Origin of the sequence: Pelagerythrobacter rhizovicinus, from assembly GCF_004135625.1 — a bacterium.
Taxonomy (GTDB): domain Bacteria; phylum Pseudomonadota; class Alphaproteobacteria; order Sphingomonadales; family Sphingomonadaceae; genus Pelagerythrobacter; species Pelagerythrobacter rhizovicinus.
The window spans coordinates 289702-303429 of the sequence record NZ_SDPV01000001.1 but is presented as its reverse complement, the minus strand read 5'-3'; the positions used below and the strand labels follow the sequence as shown (position 1 = coordinate 303429).

The 13728-nt window shown below is 67.3% G+C and carries 22 protein-coding genes and 1 tRNA gene; 19 read left to right on the top strand and 4 right to left on the bottom strand.

The window, feature by feature from the left end; all coding sequences use genetic code 11:
• Positions 1–19 precede the first annotated feature (19 nt).
• The 8 genes from ETX26_RS01605 (at position 20) to ETX26_RS01570 (ending at position 3429) form a co-directional block, all read left to right on the top strand.
• Complete coding sequence (locus ETX26_RS01605; protein ID WP_129522967.1) at positions 20–334, top strand: hypothetical protein; 315 nt, start codon at positions 20–22, stop codon at positions 332–334.
• Positions 334–675: a hypothetical protein gene (locus ETX26_RS01600; RefSeq protein WP_129522966.1), complete on the top strand. Its 342-nt coding sequence runs from the start codon at positions 334–336 to the stop codon at positions 673–675. Before ETX26_RS01605 ends, ETX26_RS01600 begins: the two co-directional genes overlap by 1 nt.
• Positions 675–1013 (top strand): hypothetical protein, encoded by a 339-nt coding sequence (locus ETX26_RS01595; RefSeq protein WP_129522965.1) that lies wholly within the window; start codon positions 675–677, stop codon positions 1011–1013. The genes ETX26_RS01600 and ETX26_RS01595 overlap by 1 nt, the downstream gene beginning before the upstream one ends.
• On the top strand, positions 1010–1270 hold the full coding sequence (locus ETX26_RS01590) for a hypothetical protein (protein ID WP_129522964.1): 261 nt from the start codon (positions 1010–1012) through the stop codon (positions 1268–1270). Before ETX26_RS01595 ends, ETX26_RS01590 begins: the two co-directional genes overlap by 4 nt.
• Positions 1271–1312: 42 nt before the next feature.
• Positions 1313–1555: a hypothetical protein gene (locus tag ETX26_RS01585; RefSeq protein ID WP_129522963.1), complete on the top strand. Its 243-nt coding sequence runs from the start codon at positions 1313–1315 to the stop codon at positions 1553–1555.
• A gap of 205 nt (positions 1556–1760) precedes the next feature.
• Positions 1761–2168 (top strand): SufE family protein, encoded by a 408-nt coding sequence (locus ETX26_RS01580; RefSeq protein ID WP_129522962.1) that lies wholly within the window; start codon positions 1761–1763, stop codon positions 2166–2168.
• Between the two features lies 1 nt (position 2169).
• A complete protein-coding gene (locus tag ETX26_RS01575) occupies positions 2170–2517 on the top strand; it encodes a YbaN family protein (protein WP_129522961.1) in 348 nt (115 codons plus the stop codon).
• Positions 2518–2643: 126 nt separating this feature from the next.
• On the top strand, positions 2644–3429 hold the full coding sequence (locus ETX26_RS01570; RefSeq protein WP_129522960.1) for a hypothetical protein: 786 nt from the start codon (positions 2644–2646) through the stop codon (positions 3427–3429).
• Between the two features lie 3 nt (positions 3430–3432).
• Here ETX26_RS01570 and ETX26_RS01565 read toward each other — a convergent pair whose 3' ends face one another.
• Positions 3433–3966 carry a sterol desaturase family protein gene (locus ETX26_RS01565; protein ID WP_129522959.1) on the bottom strand — a complete coding sequence of 178 codons (534 nt, stop codon included), beginning with the start codon at positions 3964–3966 and terminating at the stop codon, positions 3433–3435.
• Positions 3967–3984: 18 nt separating this feature from the next.
• Entirely contained in the window at positions 3985–4386 is a 402-nt protein-coding gene (locus ETX26_RS01560; RefSeq protein WP_129522958.1) for an acyl-CoA thioesterase, read from the bottom strand.
• Between the two features lie 138 nt (positions 4387–4524).
• On the opposite strand from ETX26_RS01560, the gene leuC reads away from it, so the two are divergent.
• From leuC to ETX26_RS01505, 11 genes are all read left to right on the top strand, one after another.
• Complete coding sequence (gene leuC, locus ETX26_RS01555; RefSeq protein ID WP_129522957.1) at positions 4525–5955, top strand: 3-isopropylmalate dehydratase large subunit; 1431 nt, start codon at positions 4525–4527, stop codon at positions 5953–5955.
• A complete protein-coding gene (locus tag ETX26_RS01550; RefSeq protein ID WP_191984674.1) occupies positions 5952–6356 on the top strand; it encodes a GFA family protein in 405 nt (134 codons plus the stop codon). Before leuC ends, ETX26_RS01550 begins: the two co-directional genes overlap by 4 nt.
• A 54-nt stretch (positions 6357–6410) precedes the next feature.
• The gene (locus ETX26_RS01545; RefSeq protein ID WP_129522956.1) at positions 6411–7232 is read left to right on the top strand and encodes an N-acyl homoserine lactonase family protein; all 822 of its coding nucleotides are present in this window, start codon (positions 6411–6413) and stop codon (positions 7230–7232) included.
• A 2-nt stretch (positions 7233–7234) separates the two neighbouring features.
• Entirely contained in the window at positions 7235–7723 is a 489-nt protein-coding gene (locus tag ETX26_RS01540) for a DNA-deoxyinosine glycosylase (RefSeq protein ID WP_225425450.1), read from the top strand.
• Positions 7724–7762: 39 nt separating this feature from the next.
• The gene (locus ETX26_RS01535) at positions 7763–7933 is read left to right on the top strand and encodes an isopropylmalate isomerase (RefSeq protein ID WP_129522954.1); all 171 of its coding nucleotides are present in this window, start codon (positions 7763–7765) and stop codon (positions 7931–7933) included.
• On the top strand, positions 7933–8535 hold the full coding sequence (gene leuD / locus ETX26_RS01530) for a 3-isopropylmalate dehydratase small subunit (RefSeq protein ID WP_129522953.1): 603 nt from the start codon (positions 7933–7935) through the stop codon (positions 8533–8535). Before ETX26_RS01535 ends, leuD begins: the two co-directional genes overlap by 1 nt.
• Positions 8532–9530, top strand: coding sequence for an NADPH:quinone oxidoreductase family protein (locus ETX26_RS01525; RefSeq protein WP_129522952.1), 999 nt, complete (start codon positions 8532–8534; stop codon positions 9528–9530). The genes leuD and ETX26_RS01525 overlap by 4 nt, the downstream gene beginning before the upstream one ends.
• An 86-nt stretch (positions 9531–9616) precedes the next feature.
• On the top strand, positions 9617–9940 hold the full coding sequence (locus ETX26_RS01520; protein ID WP_129522951.1) for a DUF1476 domain-containing protein: 324 nt from the start codon (positions 9617–9619) through the stop codon (positions 9938–9940).
• Positions 9941–9962: 22 nt separating this feature from the next.
• Entirely contained in the window at positions 9963–10196 is a 234-nt protein-coding gene (locus ETX26_RS01515) for a BolA family protein (protein ID WP_119514366.1), read from the top strand.
• 38 nt (positions 10197–10234) lie between these two features.
• The gene (grxD, locus tag ETX26_RS01510) at positions 10235–10561 is read left to right on the top strand and encodes a Grx4 family monothiol glutaredoxin (RefSeq protein ID WP_129522950.1); all 327 of its coding nucleotides are present in this window, start codon (positions 10235–10237) and stop codon (positions 10559–10561) included.
• Positions 10562–10839: 278 nt separating this feature from the next.
• The gene (locus tag ETX26_RS01505) at positions 10840–11613 is read left to right on the top strand and encodes an NUDIX hydrolase (RefSeq protein ID WP_404825251.1); all 774 of its coding nucleotides are present in this window, start codon (positions 10840–10842) and stop codon (positions 11611–11613) included.
• A gap of 21 nt (positions 11614–11634) precedes the next feature.
• Here the strand turns inward: ETX26_RS01505 and ETX26_RS01500 are convergent, their stop codons facing one another.
• Together ETX26_RS01500 and ETX26_RS01495 are read right to left on the bottom strand one after the other, a co-directional pair.
• The gene (locus tag ETX26_RS01500) at positions 11635–13377 is read right to left on the bottom strand and encodes a DEAD/DEAH box helicase (protein WP_129522948.1); all 1743 of its coding nucleotides are present in this window, start codon (positions 13375–13377) and stop codon (positions 11635–11637) included.
• A 265-nt stretch (positions 13378–13642) separates the two neighbouring features.
• A tRNA-Arg gene (locus ETX26_RS01495) sits at positions 13643–13719 on the bottom strand.
• Positions 13720–13728 lie beyond the last annotated feature (9 nt).

The window sequence follows — 13728 nt, the reverse complement described above, 5'->3', positions numbered from 1 at the left end:
CATTTCAGGGAGAAGCACGATGGACCCCGCAACCATCGGCGTAATGATCCCGATCGTCGCACTGATGATCCCGATCGTCGCCATCTGGACCAGACATCAGCAGAAGCTGGCGGAAATGAATGTCAAGTCCACCGCCGAAGCCACCGCGGAGAAAGCCGCGCAATACGCAAGCCACATCACCGACCTGGAAGATCGCGTGCGTGTCCTCGAACGGATCATCACCGATCGCGGCTACGACATCGCAACCCAGATCGAGGCCCTGCGCGACCAGCGCCGGGTGGAAGGCGAAGGCGCCGGCGTTCCGCTCGACACCGCTCGCAAGGAGCGCGTGTGATGGACTGGGGCGGCCCCGCATTCGTCATCGCGATCATCGCCGTCAGTACCGGCGGCTGGCTGATCAACAACTGGATACGAGCCAAGCACGGCTACTCGCTCGAGAACGAATGGGGCGGCATGACCGAGCCAACGGACAGCGCCGAAACCAAGCGCCTTCGCGAAGAGAACCGCGCGCTGCACGACAAGCTCGACGCGATGCAGGACCGCATGATCGTGCTCGAAAAGATCGTTACCGATCGCGGCTACTCGCTCCGCGAGGAGATCGAGGCGCTGCGCGAACGGCCCAGACCCGACGACGCGGGCGTTCCGCTCAATGTCCAGCGCGAGGAGCGCTTCTGATGGAATTCGCCGACATTCTCCCCTACCTCGGGTGGATCATCCTTGCCGCCTTCATCCTCGGCGCGGCAGGCATTCTCGCCTCCGTCCACACCACGCGGATGAAGATCAAGAACGGTTATCCGCTCGAAGGAATGTGGGGCCAGTCGCTCAAGCCCAGCACCGACGGTCAGGCGGCCGAGCGCATCAGGCTCCTCACCCAGGAAAACGCCGAACTGCGGGCCGAGATCGGATCGCTAAAGGACCGCATGAGCAGCGTCGAGAAGATCGTTACCGACAGCGGCTATCACCTGACCCACGAGATCGACCGGCTGCGTCAAGACAAGGACAAGGTGCAATGAGCTTCTGGACGGCAATGGTCGTGATCGTGGCCATCTGGGGATTCGTGCAAATCGTCACCTCGCGCCGCGACCAGCGCCGGTGGAAGCGGCGCAGAAGCGCGGACGGCGACGCAATTGCCGCCTCGCCGCCGGACCCCGAAGCCCGGCGCGAGATCGAGGAACTGCGCGAACGGATCAAGGTGCTCGAACAGATCACCGTGGACGGGCGCGAGGCGAAGGCGATCGCCGACGAGATCGAACGACTGAGAGACAAGTAGAGCGGCCGAGCGATCGGGCACGCAGGGAAAGGAGCATTGCACATGAGCGAACAGATCATCCTCGCCGCCGCAGCGCTCGTCGCCATCGGCATCGTTGCGCTCGCCGCCCTGCGCGGCTGGCAGGGCTGGCTGACTCTCAAGGAGCGCGAGCTCGACCGGGTCGGGGCGCGGCCCGTGCGCGAGATCGAGGGTGGTGCGCAAATGGGCGGCGCACGGATCGAGATTGCCGATCTGAAAGAACGCATCCGCAGGCTCGAAGCGATCGCCAGCGGAGTGGACCTGTAGGCCATCGAACGAAGTCAGCGAAGCTGAGGTAAAATCGCCGTCACCCCAGCGAAAGCTGGGGTCGCTCTCAGTATGCTTCGCCTTGCGGCCAGCGATCCCAGCTTTCGCTGGGATGACGGAGAAAACGGGAGTCCACTCCCCTCCCCCAACAACGCTCCGCTGCCAGGGCTTTCGTTTTCGCCCTCGCCCCCCTAACTGCCCCGTCATGCGCACCCTCGACGACATCCGCGAAGAATACGAGTTCCTCGAAGGGGACGAACGCTATCGCCTGCTGATCGAGCTGGGCCGCGAACTCGACCCCATGCCCGACGCGCTCAAGACCGACGCCACGCTGGTGCGCGGCTGCTCCGCCGCGGTCTGGGTCTACCCCACAAGCGATGCGGGACGCCTGCACTTCCTCGCCGACAGCAATGCCGCGATCACCAAGGGGATCGTCGCGCTGGTGATTGCCGCGGTGCAGGACAAGCCGGCAGACGAAGTCGCCGCAATGGACGTCACGGCGGCGCTCGCGCCGTTCGATCTCAAGAACCAGCTCAGCTCGAACCGCACGCAGGGCGTGCCCAACATGATCGCGCTGGTGAAGGATCACGCCGCGCGGATCGCGGCCGGCTGACATGCGCCGCCTCTTCCTGGCGGGCGGCGTCCTCGCGGTCGGGCTCGGGGCGGTCGGCGCGTTCCTGCCGATCATGCCCACGGTGCCGTTCCTGCTGCTGGCGGTCTATTGCTTCGCGCGCAGCAATCCCGAGTGGGAGCAGCGCATCCTCGACCATCCGCACTGGGGCCCACAAGTGCGCGACTGGCGCGAACGGCGCGCGATATCCCGCCGGGCGAAGACGATGGCGATCGGCGCGATGACGGTCGGCGCGGTGTTCACCTGGTACACGCTCGGCCATCCCTGGTACTGGATCTCGATCGCGGTCCTCGTCATCGCGGGCGGCTGGATCGCCACCCGCAACGAATAAAGCGGCGGCGCGGCGCACCCGGGCGGATTAAACCGCGGCCGCCATCCGTTGTCCGATCGGAACCTGTTCTGCCGATCGGAGACGATGATCTTGCCTAACCTTCGCGCTTGCCTGCTGCCCCTCCCCTTGCTCCTCCTCGCCGCGCCGCTCCCCGCACAGCAGCGCGAGGAGGTGAAACCCGAGGCCAGTTCCGAAGGGGGCAACACCGCGGTGGAATTCTTCACCGGCGCGGAATTCCAGGAGATCGAGCTGAACGACGGGCGCAAGGTCGAGAAGTTCTCGATTCCCATCGCCGCACAAGTGACGGCCGGGCGCGTGCGCGTTACCGCGCAGGTCCCCTACATGCGCGTCAAGGCGCCGGGAGACGTGGTGGTGCCAAGCGGTCCGCTCGGCCTCCCCATCCTCGCCGACCCGGCCGGACCGCCCGAAGTCAGCACGCGCGAGGGGATCGGCGACGTGCGGGTCGATGCGGCCTACCAGCTTCCGATCCGCGGCCTGAACGCCTCGCTGAACGGCGGGATGAAGCTTCCGACCGCCTCGACCGAGAAGGGCCTCGGCACCGGCAAGACCGATTACCGGGTCGGCGCCGATCTTTCCAAGACGGTCGGAGCGGTGACGCCGTTCGCGGGGATGAGCTATACCAAAGTCGGCGATCCGGCCGAATACGATCTGGAGGACACGCTTGCCGGCCATGCCGGCGCCGCGGTTCGCCTCGGCAGGTCGGCCTCGGCTCACTTGGGCTACAGCTACGAGGAGAACGCCAGCGGACTGGTGGACGATCAGCAGCGGGTCTTCGGCGGGGTCAACACCGCGCTGGGGAGCGGGCTGTCGCTCGGCGTATACGGTTCCGCGGGGGTGAATGGTCCGACGGACATCGGCGCTGGCGTCAGCCTCGGCGTGCGGCTGGACTGAGGCTCAGGCCCGGGCGCTCTCGCGCAGCGCCGCCCGCCCAGCCTCGCGCTGGCGTTTCAGCTCCGCCTTCAGCCTGACCGGATCGCGGGCGAAGACGAAGCCGAAGCTGACCCCGCCCTCCTTGCCGACGGTCGCGTGGTGGAGCTTGTGCGCCTGGACCAGCCGCCGGGCATAGCCGCGCTTCGGCACCCACCGGAAATAGCGCTGGTGGACCAGCCCGTCGTGCACCAGCGTGTAGATCACGCCGTAGATCAGCACGCCCAGCCCGATCCACGTGCCCGGCCACCACGCGCCCTTGCCCATGACCATCGGGCTGCCGAGCGCGAACATCGCGATGCTCAGCGCCGCGCCAACGAGGGCAAAGCGGTCGTTCTTCTCCAGCACCTTGCCGTGCGGCTCGTGATGATCGCGGTGCCAGGCCCAGCCGAACCCGTGCATGACGTACTTGTGGCTCGCCCAGGCGACCCCCTCCATCGCGACCACGGTCGCGAGGACGATCAGGGTTGGGACGATCAGGGCAGGCACGATCACGCTCATGACGAGCGCGGTTATATCCTAGTCGTCCTTGGGAAAGAAGAACCGCGAGATGTCCTCGCCGATCCGCGCCGGGCGCAGGGTCTCGGCGTCGATGCAGCACCAGCTCGATTTCACTTCGGCCAGCACTTCCTCCCCGCGGTGGATCACGGTGGAGTAGAACGCCCGCGCGCCCTTGATGCTTTCCAGCACGGTGCGCGCGATCACGTCGTCCTCGAGGAAGGCGGGCTTGCGGTAGGTGATCTCGTGCTTGAGCGCGACCCAGGCCTTGCTCGCCACCTCGTCCGACGGGGCGAGCTTGCGCCAGTGCGCGAGCACCGCGTCCTGCACCCAGCCGAGATAGCGCGCGTTGTTCACGTGCCCCATGAAATCGATATCGGCGGGCTGGACCTTGATCGGAAATGCGAATGACCTTGCTGACATGGGTGTAAGCTATCAGATTTCCGTTGCAATTGCATTGCAAATCTCAGGGTAAAACGCCGCGCGCGCCACGGCGATCCTTGAGCGCGCTCAAGTTTTCCCATCTTGTCGGGCGCCAGATGCGGGCATAGCCCGGCAATCATGCCCAACGCCCCCCGCACGCTCTATGAAAAGATCTGGGACGCGCACGTCGTCGAGACCCGCGACGACGGCACCAGCCTGATCTTCATCGACCGCCACCTGGTCCACGAAGTCACCAGCCCGCAGGCATTCGAGGCGCTGCGCACCACCGGCCGCACCGTCCGCCGCCCGGACCTCACGCTCGCCGTGCCCGACCACAACCTGCCGACCACGGCGCGGCTCGACGCGGCCGGCAACGCGATCCCGATCGCCGACCCGCAGAGCGCCGCCCAGCTCGCCGCACTCGAGCGCAACGCGCCCGATTTCGGCATCCGTTACATCGGCGCGACCGCACCTGAGCAGGGCATCGTCCACGTCGTCGGGCCCGAGCAGGGCTTCTCCCTCCCCGGCGCGACGATCGTCTGCGGCGACAGCCACACCGCCGCGCACGGCGGGATCGGCGCGCTCGCCTTCGGCATCGGCACCAGCGAGGTTGAGCACGTGCTCGCCACGCAGACCCTGCTGCTCACGCGCTCGAAGACGATGGAGGTCCGCGTCGAGGGCGATCTCGGCCCCGGGATCACCCCCAAGGACCTGATCCTGCACGTGATCGGCGTGATCGGCACCGCCGGCGGCACCGGCCACGTGATCGAATACCGCGGCCGCGTGTTCGAGCAGATGAGCGTCGAAGGCCGCCTCACCGTCTGCAACATGAGCATCGAGGGCGGCGCTCGCGCCGGCCTGATCGCGCCGGACGATGTCACCTTCGAATACCTGAAAGGCCGCCCCTATGCCCCCAAGGGCGAGGAGTGGGACCGCGCCGTCGCCTGGTGGCGCACGCTGCGGACCGACGAGGGCGCCGTGTTCGACAAATCGGTGGTGATCGACGCCCGCGAAGTCGCGCCGACCGTCACCTGGGGCACCAGCCCGGAGGATGTGGCCCCGATCGGCGGCACCATCCCCGCCCCGGAAAGCTTTGCCGCCCCCTCCAAGCAGGAAGCCGCGCGCAAGAGCCTGGCCTATATGGGCCTCGAGCCCGGCCAGCGCCTCGCCGACGTGGCGATCGAGAACGTCTTCATCGGCAGCTGCACCAACAGCCGGATCGAGGACTTGCGCGCCGCCGCCGCGGTCCTGCGCGGCCGGCACAAGGCCGAGGGCGTGCGGTGGGCGATCGTCGTCCCGGGATCGGGGCTGGTAAAGCACCAGGCCGAGGCCGAGGGGCTGGACACGGTCTTCACCGACGCCGGCTTCGAATGGCGCGAGCCGGGCTGCTCAGCCTGCCTCGCGATGAACCCGGACAAGGTCCCGGCGGGCGAGCGCTGCGCCTCGACCAGCAACCGCAACTTCGTCGGCCGGCAGGGCCCCGGTGCCCGCACCCACCTGATGAGCCCCGCCATGGCCGCCGCCGCCGCGGTAACCGGCCGCCTGACGGACGTGCGCGAGCTGACGTGATCGGGCACTGCCTCTGCCGCCGCGTGCGGATCGAAATACCCGGCACGCCGGACGGGATCGGCATCTGCAATTGCCGCCTGTGCCGCAGTTCGGGCGCGGCATGGGGCTATTTCGATCCGGCCGAGGTGAAGGTCGACGGCGACGTCGCAGGCTATTCGCGCGAGGACCTCGACGACCCCTGGCTCGTGCTCCATTTCTGCCCGCGCTGCGGCGCGACCACGCACTATACCGCCAGCGGCGCGCACCCGCTGGACCGTATCGGCGTCAACACGCGCCTGTTCGTGCAGGACGAGCTGGACGGCGTCGCGGTGAGCTATCAGGACGGCCGCTGCGTATTCGACGAGGATGACGAGTTCATCGAGACGGGCACCGGTCACATCGGCGACGGCAAGGCCTTCTGACGCTTGACCCCAGCGCCCTGCACGCCACAACCAGGGGCAGGGAGAAACAAGCCGATGAAACGCATTCTGGCCGTCGCACTCGCCTGCACCTCAATCATCGCAACTGCTGCCGAACCCGCGCCCGACGTAAGCCTCACCCGTCTCGACTGCGGGCGCGCGACCGAACCCTGGCCGCTCGACTCGTTCGACGACACCGGCGGCGCGGACGGTATGAAGAAGGCCATCGTCGGATCGTGCTATCTCATCCGGCACGGCGAGCGGCTGATGATCTGGGACACGGGCATCGACCCGGCCACCAGCGGAGATCCCGACGGAGGCTTCTTTCTCGACCGCACTCTGGTCGACCAGTTGGCGCAGCTCGGCATCGCCCCCGCGGACATCGAGTTCGTCGGCATCAGCCATTACCACTACGACCACACCGGCCAGGCGAAGGATTTCCCGCAGGCGACCCTGCTGATCGGCAAGGAGGACTGGCAGGCGATCACGCACGATCCGCCGCTCGGCAACGCCAATCCCGCGCACTTTCCCGCCTGGGTGTCGGGCAAGGCGAAGGTCGAGGCATTCGCCGGCGACAAGGACGTGTTCGGCGACCGCAGCGTGAAAATCCTCGCCACACCAGGTCACACGCCGGGGCATCATTCGCTGCTCGTCCGTCTGCCGGAGAGCGGACCGGTGCTCCTCACCGGCGACCTTGCGCATTTCACTGCGAATTACGAACGTGAAGGAGTGCCCACCTACAACACCGGCCGGGCCGATACGCTCGCGTCGTTCGACCGCTTCAAGAAGATGGCGAAGAACCTGGGCGCGAAGGTGATCATCCAGCACGAACCGGCCGACGTCGCCAAGCTGCCCGCGTTTCCGAAGGCCGCCCACTGACCGTGCGCAAGTCCGCCTTCGCCGCGGTCGCCGCGCCCGATGCGCGGGTGCTGATCCTCGGCAGCCTGCCGGGCGAAGCCTCGCTCGCCGCGCGGCGGTATTACGCGCATCCGCAGAACCGGTTCTGGCACCTCGTCGGCCGCGCGATCGGCGTGGATCTGGTGGGGCTCGACTATGACGATCGGCTCGAAACCCTTATGACGCACCGGATCGCGCTGTGGGACACGGTGGCGTCGGCCGAGCGCACCGGCAGCGGCGACGCGGCTATCCGCGAGGCGGAGCACGCGCCGCTTGGCGAGCTCGTCGCCACGCTGCCCGATCTGCGCGCCGTCGCCTTCAACGGCCGCAAGAGCGCCGCGATCGGCCGGCCACAGCTCGCCGGCAGCGATCTGGCGCTGATCGACCTGCCCTCCTCCTCCCCCGCCTACGCCGCCATGCCGCTGGCGGAGAAAGAGCGCCTTTGGGCGCGCCTAGCCGATTTCCTCGCCTGACCCCTTGCCAAGAATCCGCAGGCCTCGCATGAGAGCGGCATGACCAAGAAACTCCCCACATCGCTCGGCGGGAAGGCGGCGCTGGCGGGCGCGGCGATCGGATCGGCGGCTATCGCGGCCGCACTGCTTTACGCTTCCAAGCGCAAGCCCAAGAACAAGCCGACCCAGCCCGGACCGATCCCCTCGGGCGAAAAGCCCGAGACCGATTGATGGAGCCGGTCTCGACCGTCGAAGGCCGCGCGATCCCGTTCGGCGCCAAGAACGTCGACACCGACGTGATCATTCCCGCCCACTGGCTCAAGACGGTGACGCGCGAAGGCCTCGGCCGCGGCGCGTTCGAGACCGTGCGCGCACAGCCCGGCAACGTATTCGACGATCCGGAATTCGCGGGTGCGCCGATCCTGATCGCGGGGGACAACTTCGGCTGCGGCTCGAGCCGCGAGCATGCGGCCTGGGCGATCCTCGACCTCGGCATCCGCGCGGTGATCGCGCCCAGTTTCTCGGACATCTTCAGCGGCAACGCGTTCAAGAACGGCATCCTGACCGTGGCCCTGCCGCAGGATCAGGTCGACCGCCTGCTCGAAGTCGCGCGCGAGCACCCGGTCTCGATCGATCTCGAGAACCAGACCGTCACCACGCGCTTCCAGGATCGCTTCACTTTCGAGATCGATCCGTTTCGCAAGCACTGCCTGCTGGAAGGCCTCGACGAAGTCGGGCTCACGCTTACCCGTGACACGGCAATCGCAGATTACGAGAAGCGCCAGGCGCAGGAACTGCCCTGGCTGGCAAAACCTATGGAGAGAGCTGCATGAAAGCCCTGCGCACCCACGCCGTCGGCGGACCCGACACACTCACGCTCGATGAAGTGGAGGTGCCGCAGCCGGCCAAGGGGCAGGTGCTGGTCGACGTGAAGGCCTGCGCGATCAACTTCCCCGACACGCTGATGATCCGCGACCTCTACCAGTTCAAGCCTGAGCGGCCCTACGCGCCCGGCGGCGAGATCGCCGGCGTGATCGAGGCGGTCGGCGAAGGCGTCGAGGGCTGGCAGGTCGGCGACCGCGTTCTTGCCGGCATCGGCAACGGCGGCCTGGCGGAGAAAGTCTGCGTGCCGGCCGCGCGCATGTTCGCAGTGCCCGAAGGCGTGCCGTTCGAAAAGGCCGCCTCGCTGATGATGACCTACGGCACGACGATCCACGGCCTCAAGGATCGCGGCCACATCAAGGAAGGCGACGTGCTGCTCGTGCTCGGCGCGGCGGGCGGGGTCGGGCTCTCGGCGGTCGAGCTCGGCAAGGCCTACGGCGCGCGGGTGATCGCCGCCGTCTCCAGCGAGGAGAAGGGCGAAGTCGCCCGCAAGGCCGGGGCGGACGAGGTGGTCGTCTATCCCAAGGGCGAGATGGACAAGGCGGCCAGCAAGGAACTGGCGAACGCGTTCAAGGCCGCCTGCGGTCCCGAGGGCGCGAACATCGTCTACGACGTCGTCGGCGGTCAGTATTCGGAGCCGGCCCTGCGCGCGATCGCGTGGGAGGGACGCTTCCTGGTGGTCGGCTTCCCGGCGGGCATCGCGAAGATGCCGCTCAACCTCACGCTGCTGAAGTCGTGCGACATCTGCGGTGTGTTCTGGGGAGCCTTCACCGCGCGCGAGCCCGAGCGGTTCCGCGCTCAGGTGGACGAGCTGTTCGACCTGCTGAAGACCGGCCGGATCGACCCGCTGATCTCCGAGACGTTCCCGCTCGAACGCGGCGGGGAGGCGATCGCCAAGCTGGAGAACAGGCAGGCGGTCGGCAAGCTCGTGGTGACGATGGACTGAGGGCCGGGACCGGCCCGGTCACTGCGCGCTTGCCCGGGCGGCGGCGGCGGCCTATTTCGGCGACCGAACCAACCCGAGAGGACTCCATGACCGATTTCAAGGATCGCGAGCGCGCGGAAGAAGCCAAGTTTGCGATGGACGGGGAAACCGCGTTCCGCGTTGCGGCACGGCGCAACCGCCTGCTGGGCGAATGGGCCGCGGGCCTGATGGGCCTCACCGCCGAGGAAGCCGATGCTTACAAGAAGGCGGTCGTCCAGGCCGATTTCGAGGAAGCGGGCGATGAGGACGTGATCCGTAAGCTGCTCGGCGACCTCACCGCCGCCGAATGCGACGTCAGCGAAGCCGACATTCGCACCAAGCTCGACGAGAAAGCCGTCGAGGCCAAGCGCCAGTTGATGAGCGAGAGCTGATCGGCGCATTGAGGAACCAGCCATGCCGATGAGCGCCGCCGAAATCGAAGGGATGATCAAGTCCGCCCTGCCCGACGCCGAAGTCGAGATCCGCGATCTCGCCGGCGACGGGGATCACTATGCGGCGCACGTCGTCTCTCCCGCCTTCGCCGGAAAGAGCCGGGTGCAGCAGCACAAGATGGTCTACGAGGCCCTCGGCGGGAAGATGGGCGGCGTGCTCCACGCCTTGCAACTGACCACGCAAGCGCCCACCTGACTCCCACGACTTGAATTACCTGAGCGGAAGTTTTTCCAATGTCCGATACCAATGAACGCATTTCCGGCATCGTCGGCGAGAACGATGTGGTCCTCTTCATGAAAGGCACGCCGCTGTTCCCGCAGTGCGGCTTTTCCAGCCGTGCGGTGGCGATCCTCGAGCACTGCGGCGTCTCTTACGAGAGCGTGGACGTGCTGCAGGACATGGAGGTCCGGCAGGGGATCAAGGCCTTCTCCGACTGGCCGACCATTCCGCAGCTCTACGTGAAGGGCGAATTCGTCGGCGGCAGCGACATCATGATGGAGATGTTCGAAGCCGGCGAACTTCAGGAACTTCTCACCGAAAAGCAGGTCGCCAAGGCCTGACGTTCCGCCTGGCGGATGCAGAAAGGGCCCGTCCGATTTCTCGGGCGGGCCCTTTCGCTTGCGGGGAGACGGCGCCGGAGACTGGGGGGTGGCGCCGCCTCGTTCGAAGACCATTGTGGGTGCGGCCTGCGATGCATCCCCCGTGCCAGTTCGCCGGAATCGCGCGAATGCGCGGCAGGCAAAGGTGAAAAGGCATTAACCCTGCGGGGCGAGTGTCAGAAATCCCGACATTTAATTCACGCTTGGCATCTCGCCGAGGTGGTCCCACAATCATGGCGATGAGCGATACGCCCGCAGACGGCATCCCTGCCGCCACTCTCGTAATCTTCCGCCATGGTCCTCGGGGCGGCCCACCTGAACTGCTGATGGTCACCCGCGCGAGATCGATGGCTTTCGCGGGCGGCGCGGCGGTGTTTCCGGGCGGCAGGGTCGACCAGGCGGATCGAGATCTCGCCAGGCGCCTGAAGGGAATTAAGAATGCGGACGAAGCCGCCCACCGCATCACCGCGATCCGCGAGACATTGGAGGAAACCGGACTCGCGGTCGGAGTCGTGGGCAAGATCGACGCGGAGCGCGCGGCCGAAGCGCGCCGGATGCTCCACGAGAAGGACGCCCTGGCGCCCGTGCTCGAGGCGATGGACTGGTCGCTCGATCTCGAGGCGATCGTCCCCTTCGCCCGCTGGTTCCCCAAGAACGAGCGCCTGCCGCGCGTATTCGACACGCGCTTCTATCTCACGGGCCTCGGCACCGGCGCCGTCGACATCGCGGTCGACGCGACGGAGAACACGCGCCTGTTCTGGATCACCGCACGCGACGCCCTCGACGCTGCCGATCGCGGCGAGATCAGCGTGATCTTCCCGACCCGCCGCAACCTGGAACGCCTGGCACAATTCGACGACTTCGACGCCGCCCTGAGCGACTGCGCCGCCCATCCTCCGCGCACGATCGTCCCTTTCTTCGAGGAGCACGACGGCGAAGGCTGGATCTGCATTCCCGACGATGCCGGCTACCCCATCACCCGCGAACGCCTGCGGGGTCTCAGCCGCGGCTAGCGAGTGCGCCGGGTGGCATCGTCATCGGTTCCGCTCCTTACGTCCACGAGGCTTGTGCTTCGCGCCCGGTCGCCCTTTCGGAGCGCCCGGCCCTGACTTCCGGCCGACCTTGTGCGAAAACTTGTTGGGCTTGACGCCCCGGTTGGCATGAGCAGCCTGACGCGGGCCTTCCGAAGGCTCGATCCGCACGACCTCATCCTCGCTCTCGTCCCGTGCCGTGCGTTGGAGCGCGGCACCGAACTTCTCGGCAATGGCGCGCGGTATCTGGAAATGGGTTTCGTTGGCGCCGATGCGAATCGCCCCCACCTCGTTGCGGGTGATGTGGCCGCGGCGGCATAGCAACGGCAGGATCCAGCGCGGGTCGGCGTTCTGCCGGCGCCCGATATCCATGCGGAACCAGACGGTGTCCTCGAAACCGGGGCGATGCCGGTCCTGCTGCGCGGCACGGCGCGCCTCGGGTGTGTTCTCCAGCATCTCCTCCGGCTGCGGCATCGCGGCGCGATGCGCGCGCACCAGAGCGGCTGCGATATCCTCCGGCGAGCGTTCGGCAAGCAGGCGCTGGGCCAGCGCGCGATCCTCGCCGTCGAACTCGGCCGGCTGCAGGAGCTCCGCGAGCAGACGCTCGCGGTCCCGCGTGCGGATCGCATCCGGGGTCGGAGCATCGATCCAGTCGGCCTTGATCCTGGCGCCGCGCAGCATCGATTCCACGCGCCTGCGCCGCGGAAACGGCACGATCAGCACCGCGGTGCCCTTCTTCCCCGCGCGGCCGGTCCGGCCCGAGCGGTGCTGGAGCGTCTCCGCGTCGCGCGGAAGGTCGACATGGACGACGAGACTGAGGTTCGGCAGATCGATCCCGCGCGCCGCCACGTCGGTCGCGACGCAGACGCGCGCGCGGCGGTCGCGCAGGGCCTGGAGCGCCTGGTTGCGCTCCGACTGCGAGTGCTCACCCGACAGTGCGACGACGGCGAAGCCCCGCTCCTGCAGCGTGGCGTGAAGCCGGCGGACATTATCGCGGGTGGCGCAGAAGAGAATGGCCGTCTCCGCCTCGTGGAAACGCAGCAGATTGACCGCCGCCGCCTCGACTTCCGCGGGGGAAACCGTGACCACCTGGAACGCGATATCGCCATGGCCGCGATCGTCGCCCGCGGTCGATATCCGCAGAGCGTCTCGCTGATAGCGTTCGGCCAGCGCAACGATCGATTTCGGCATCGTCGCCGAGAACAGCAGCGTGCGCCGCTCCGCCGGAGTCGCATCGAGGATTTCCTCGAGATCCTCGCGGAAGCCCATGTCGAGCATCTCGTCCGCTTCGTCGAGCACCACTTCCTTGAGGCCCGACAGGTCGAGCGCACCTCGCTCGAGGTGGTCGCGCAGTCGGCCAGGCGTTCCGACGACGACATGCGGGCTGGCCCGCAGCGCGCGCCGCTCCTTCGAAGCGTCCATGCCGCCAACGCAGGTCGCGATGCGAGCGCCGGCCTTGGCGTAGAGCCAGGCCAGCTCGCGACTGACCTGCAGAGCCAGTTCGCGCGTCGGCGCGATCACGAGCGAGAGAGGCGACTGAGTCGACGCCCCGAAGTCGTCGAGCAGGTCGCGGGCCATGGCAAGACCGAAGGCGACGGTCTTGCCCGAGCCGGTCTGGGCCGAGACGATGAGGTCGCGTCCAGCGGCCTCGGGTGCGAGAACGGCCGTCTGGACGGCGGTCAGCGCGGCATAGCCGCGCTCGGCGAGTGCTTCGCCAAGCATTGGCGGGAGAGTGGAAAAAGTCATGATGCTCACTAACGGACGAGGGCCGCCATAGGGGACGGCGGAGCGCAGGAGTGGCCGCGGCAAGCGGTTCCTTCGGCCTCGGTCATGGAAAAAATACGGCCGCTTCGCCGGCCAGCCGCTCACGGGCGACGGGGGCTCCATACACGACCGGCATCCGTTTGGCTTCCCCTGATTTCATACCCGCCGATCGGCCCCTCGGACCGACCGTCGGTGCCGACGAGATCACGAACGTGAGGACCCGAAATTGAGAGCTTTGAGGAAGAGGTGGCGCGCCCGGCAGGACTCGAACCTGCTGCCTCAAGATTAGAAGTCTCGCGCTCTATCCAGATGAGCTACGGGCGCGCACGCCAT

Coding starts and splice junctions, on each gene's coding strand:
- ETX26_RS01605 (WP_129522967.1), top strand. CDS start 20: ATGGACCCCGCAACCATCGGCGTAATGATCCCGATCGTCGCACTGATG.
- ETX26_RS01600 (WP_129522966.1), top strand. CDS start 334: ATGGACTGGGGCGGCCCCGCATTCGTCATCGCGATCATCGCCGTCAGT.
- ETX26_RS01595 (WP_129522965.1), top strand. CDS start 675: ATGGAATTCGCCGACATTCTCCCCTACCTCGGGTGGATCATCCTTGCC.
- ETX26_RS01590 (WP_129522964.1), top strand. CDS start 1,010: ATGAGCTTCTGGACGGCAATGGTCGTGATCGTGGCCATCTGGGGATTC.
- ETX26_RS01585 (WP_129522963.1), top strand. CDS start 1,313: ATGAGCGAACAGATCATCCTCGCCGCCGCAGCGCTCGTCGCCATCGGC.
- ETX26_RS01580 (WP_129522962.1), top strand. CDS start 1,761: ATGCGCACCCTCGACGACATCCGCGAAGAATACGAGTTCCTCGAAGGG.
- ETX26_RS01575 (WP_129522961.1), top strand. CDS start 2,170: ATGCGCCGCCTCTTCCTGGCGGGCGGCGTCCTCGCGGTCGGGCTCGGG.
- ETX26_RS01565 (WP_129522959.1), bottom strand. CDS start 3,966: ATGAGCGTGATCGTGCCTGCCCTGATCGTCCCAACCCTGATCGTCCTC.
- ETX26_RS01560 (WP_129522958.1), bottom strand. CDS start 4,386: ATGTCAGCAAGGTCATTCGCATTTCCGATCAAGGTCCAGCCCGCCGAT.
- leuC (WP_129522957.1), top strand. CDS start 4,525: ATGCCCAACGCCCCCCGCACGCTCTATGAAAAGATCTGGGACGCGCAC.
- ETX26_RS01545 (WP_129522956.1), top strand. CDS start 6,411: ATGAAACGCATTCTGGCCGTCGCACTCGCCTGCACCTCAATCATCGCA.
- ETX26_RS01535 (WP_129522954.1), top strand. CDS start 7,763: ATGACCAAGAAACTCCCCACATCGCTCGGCGGGAAGGCGGCGCTGGCG.
- leuD (WP_129522953.1), top strand. CDS start 7,933: ATGGAGCCGGTCTCGACCGTCGAAGGCCGCGCGATCCCGTTCGGCGCC.
- ETX26_RS01525 (WP_129522952.1), top strand. CDS start 8,532: ATGAAAGCCCTGCGCACCCACGCCGTCGGCGGACCCGACACACTCACG.
- ETX26_RS01520 (WP_129522951.1), top strand. CDS start 9,617: ATGACCGATTTCAAGGATCGCGAGCGCGCGGAAGAAGCCAAGTTTGCG.
- ETX26_RS01515 (WP_119514366.1), top strand. CDS start 9,963: ATGCCGATGAGCGCCGCCGAAATCGAAGGGATGATCAAGTCCGCCCTG.
- grxD (WP_129522950.1), top strand. CDS start 10,235: ATGTCCGATACCAATGAACGCATTTCCGGCATCGTCGGCGAGAACGAT.
- ETX26_RS01505 (WP_404825251.1), top strand. CDS start 10,840: ATGAGCGATACGCCCGCAGACGGCATCCCTGCCGCCACTCTCGTAATC.
- ETX26_RS01500 (WP_129522948.1), bottom strand. CDS start 13,377: ATGACTTTTTCCACTCTCCCGCCAATGCTTGGCGAAGCACTCGCCGAG.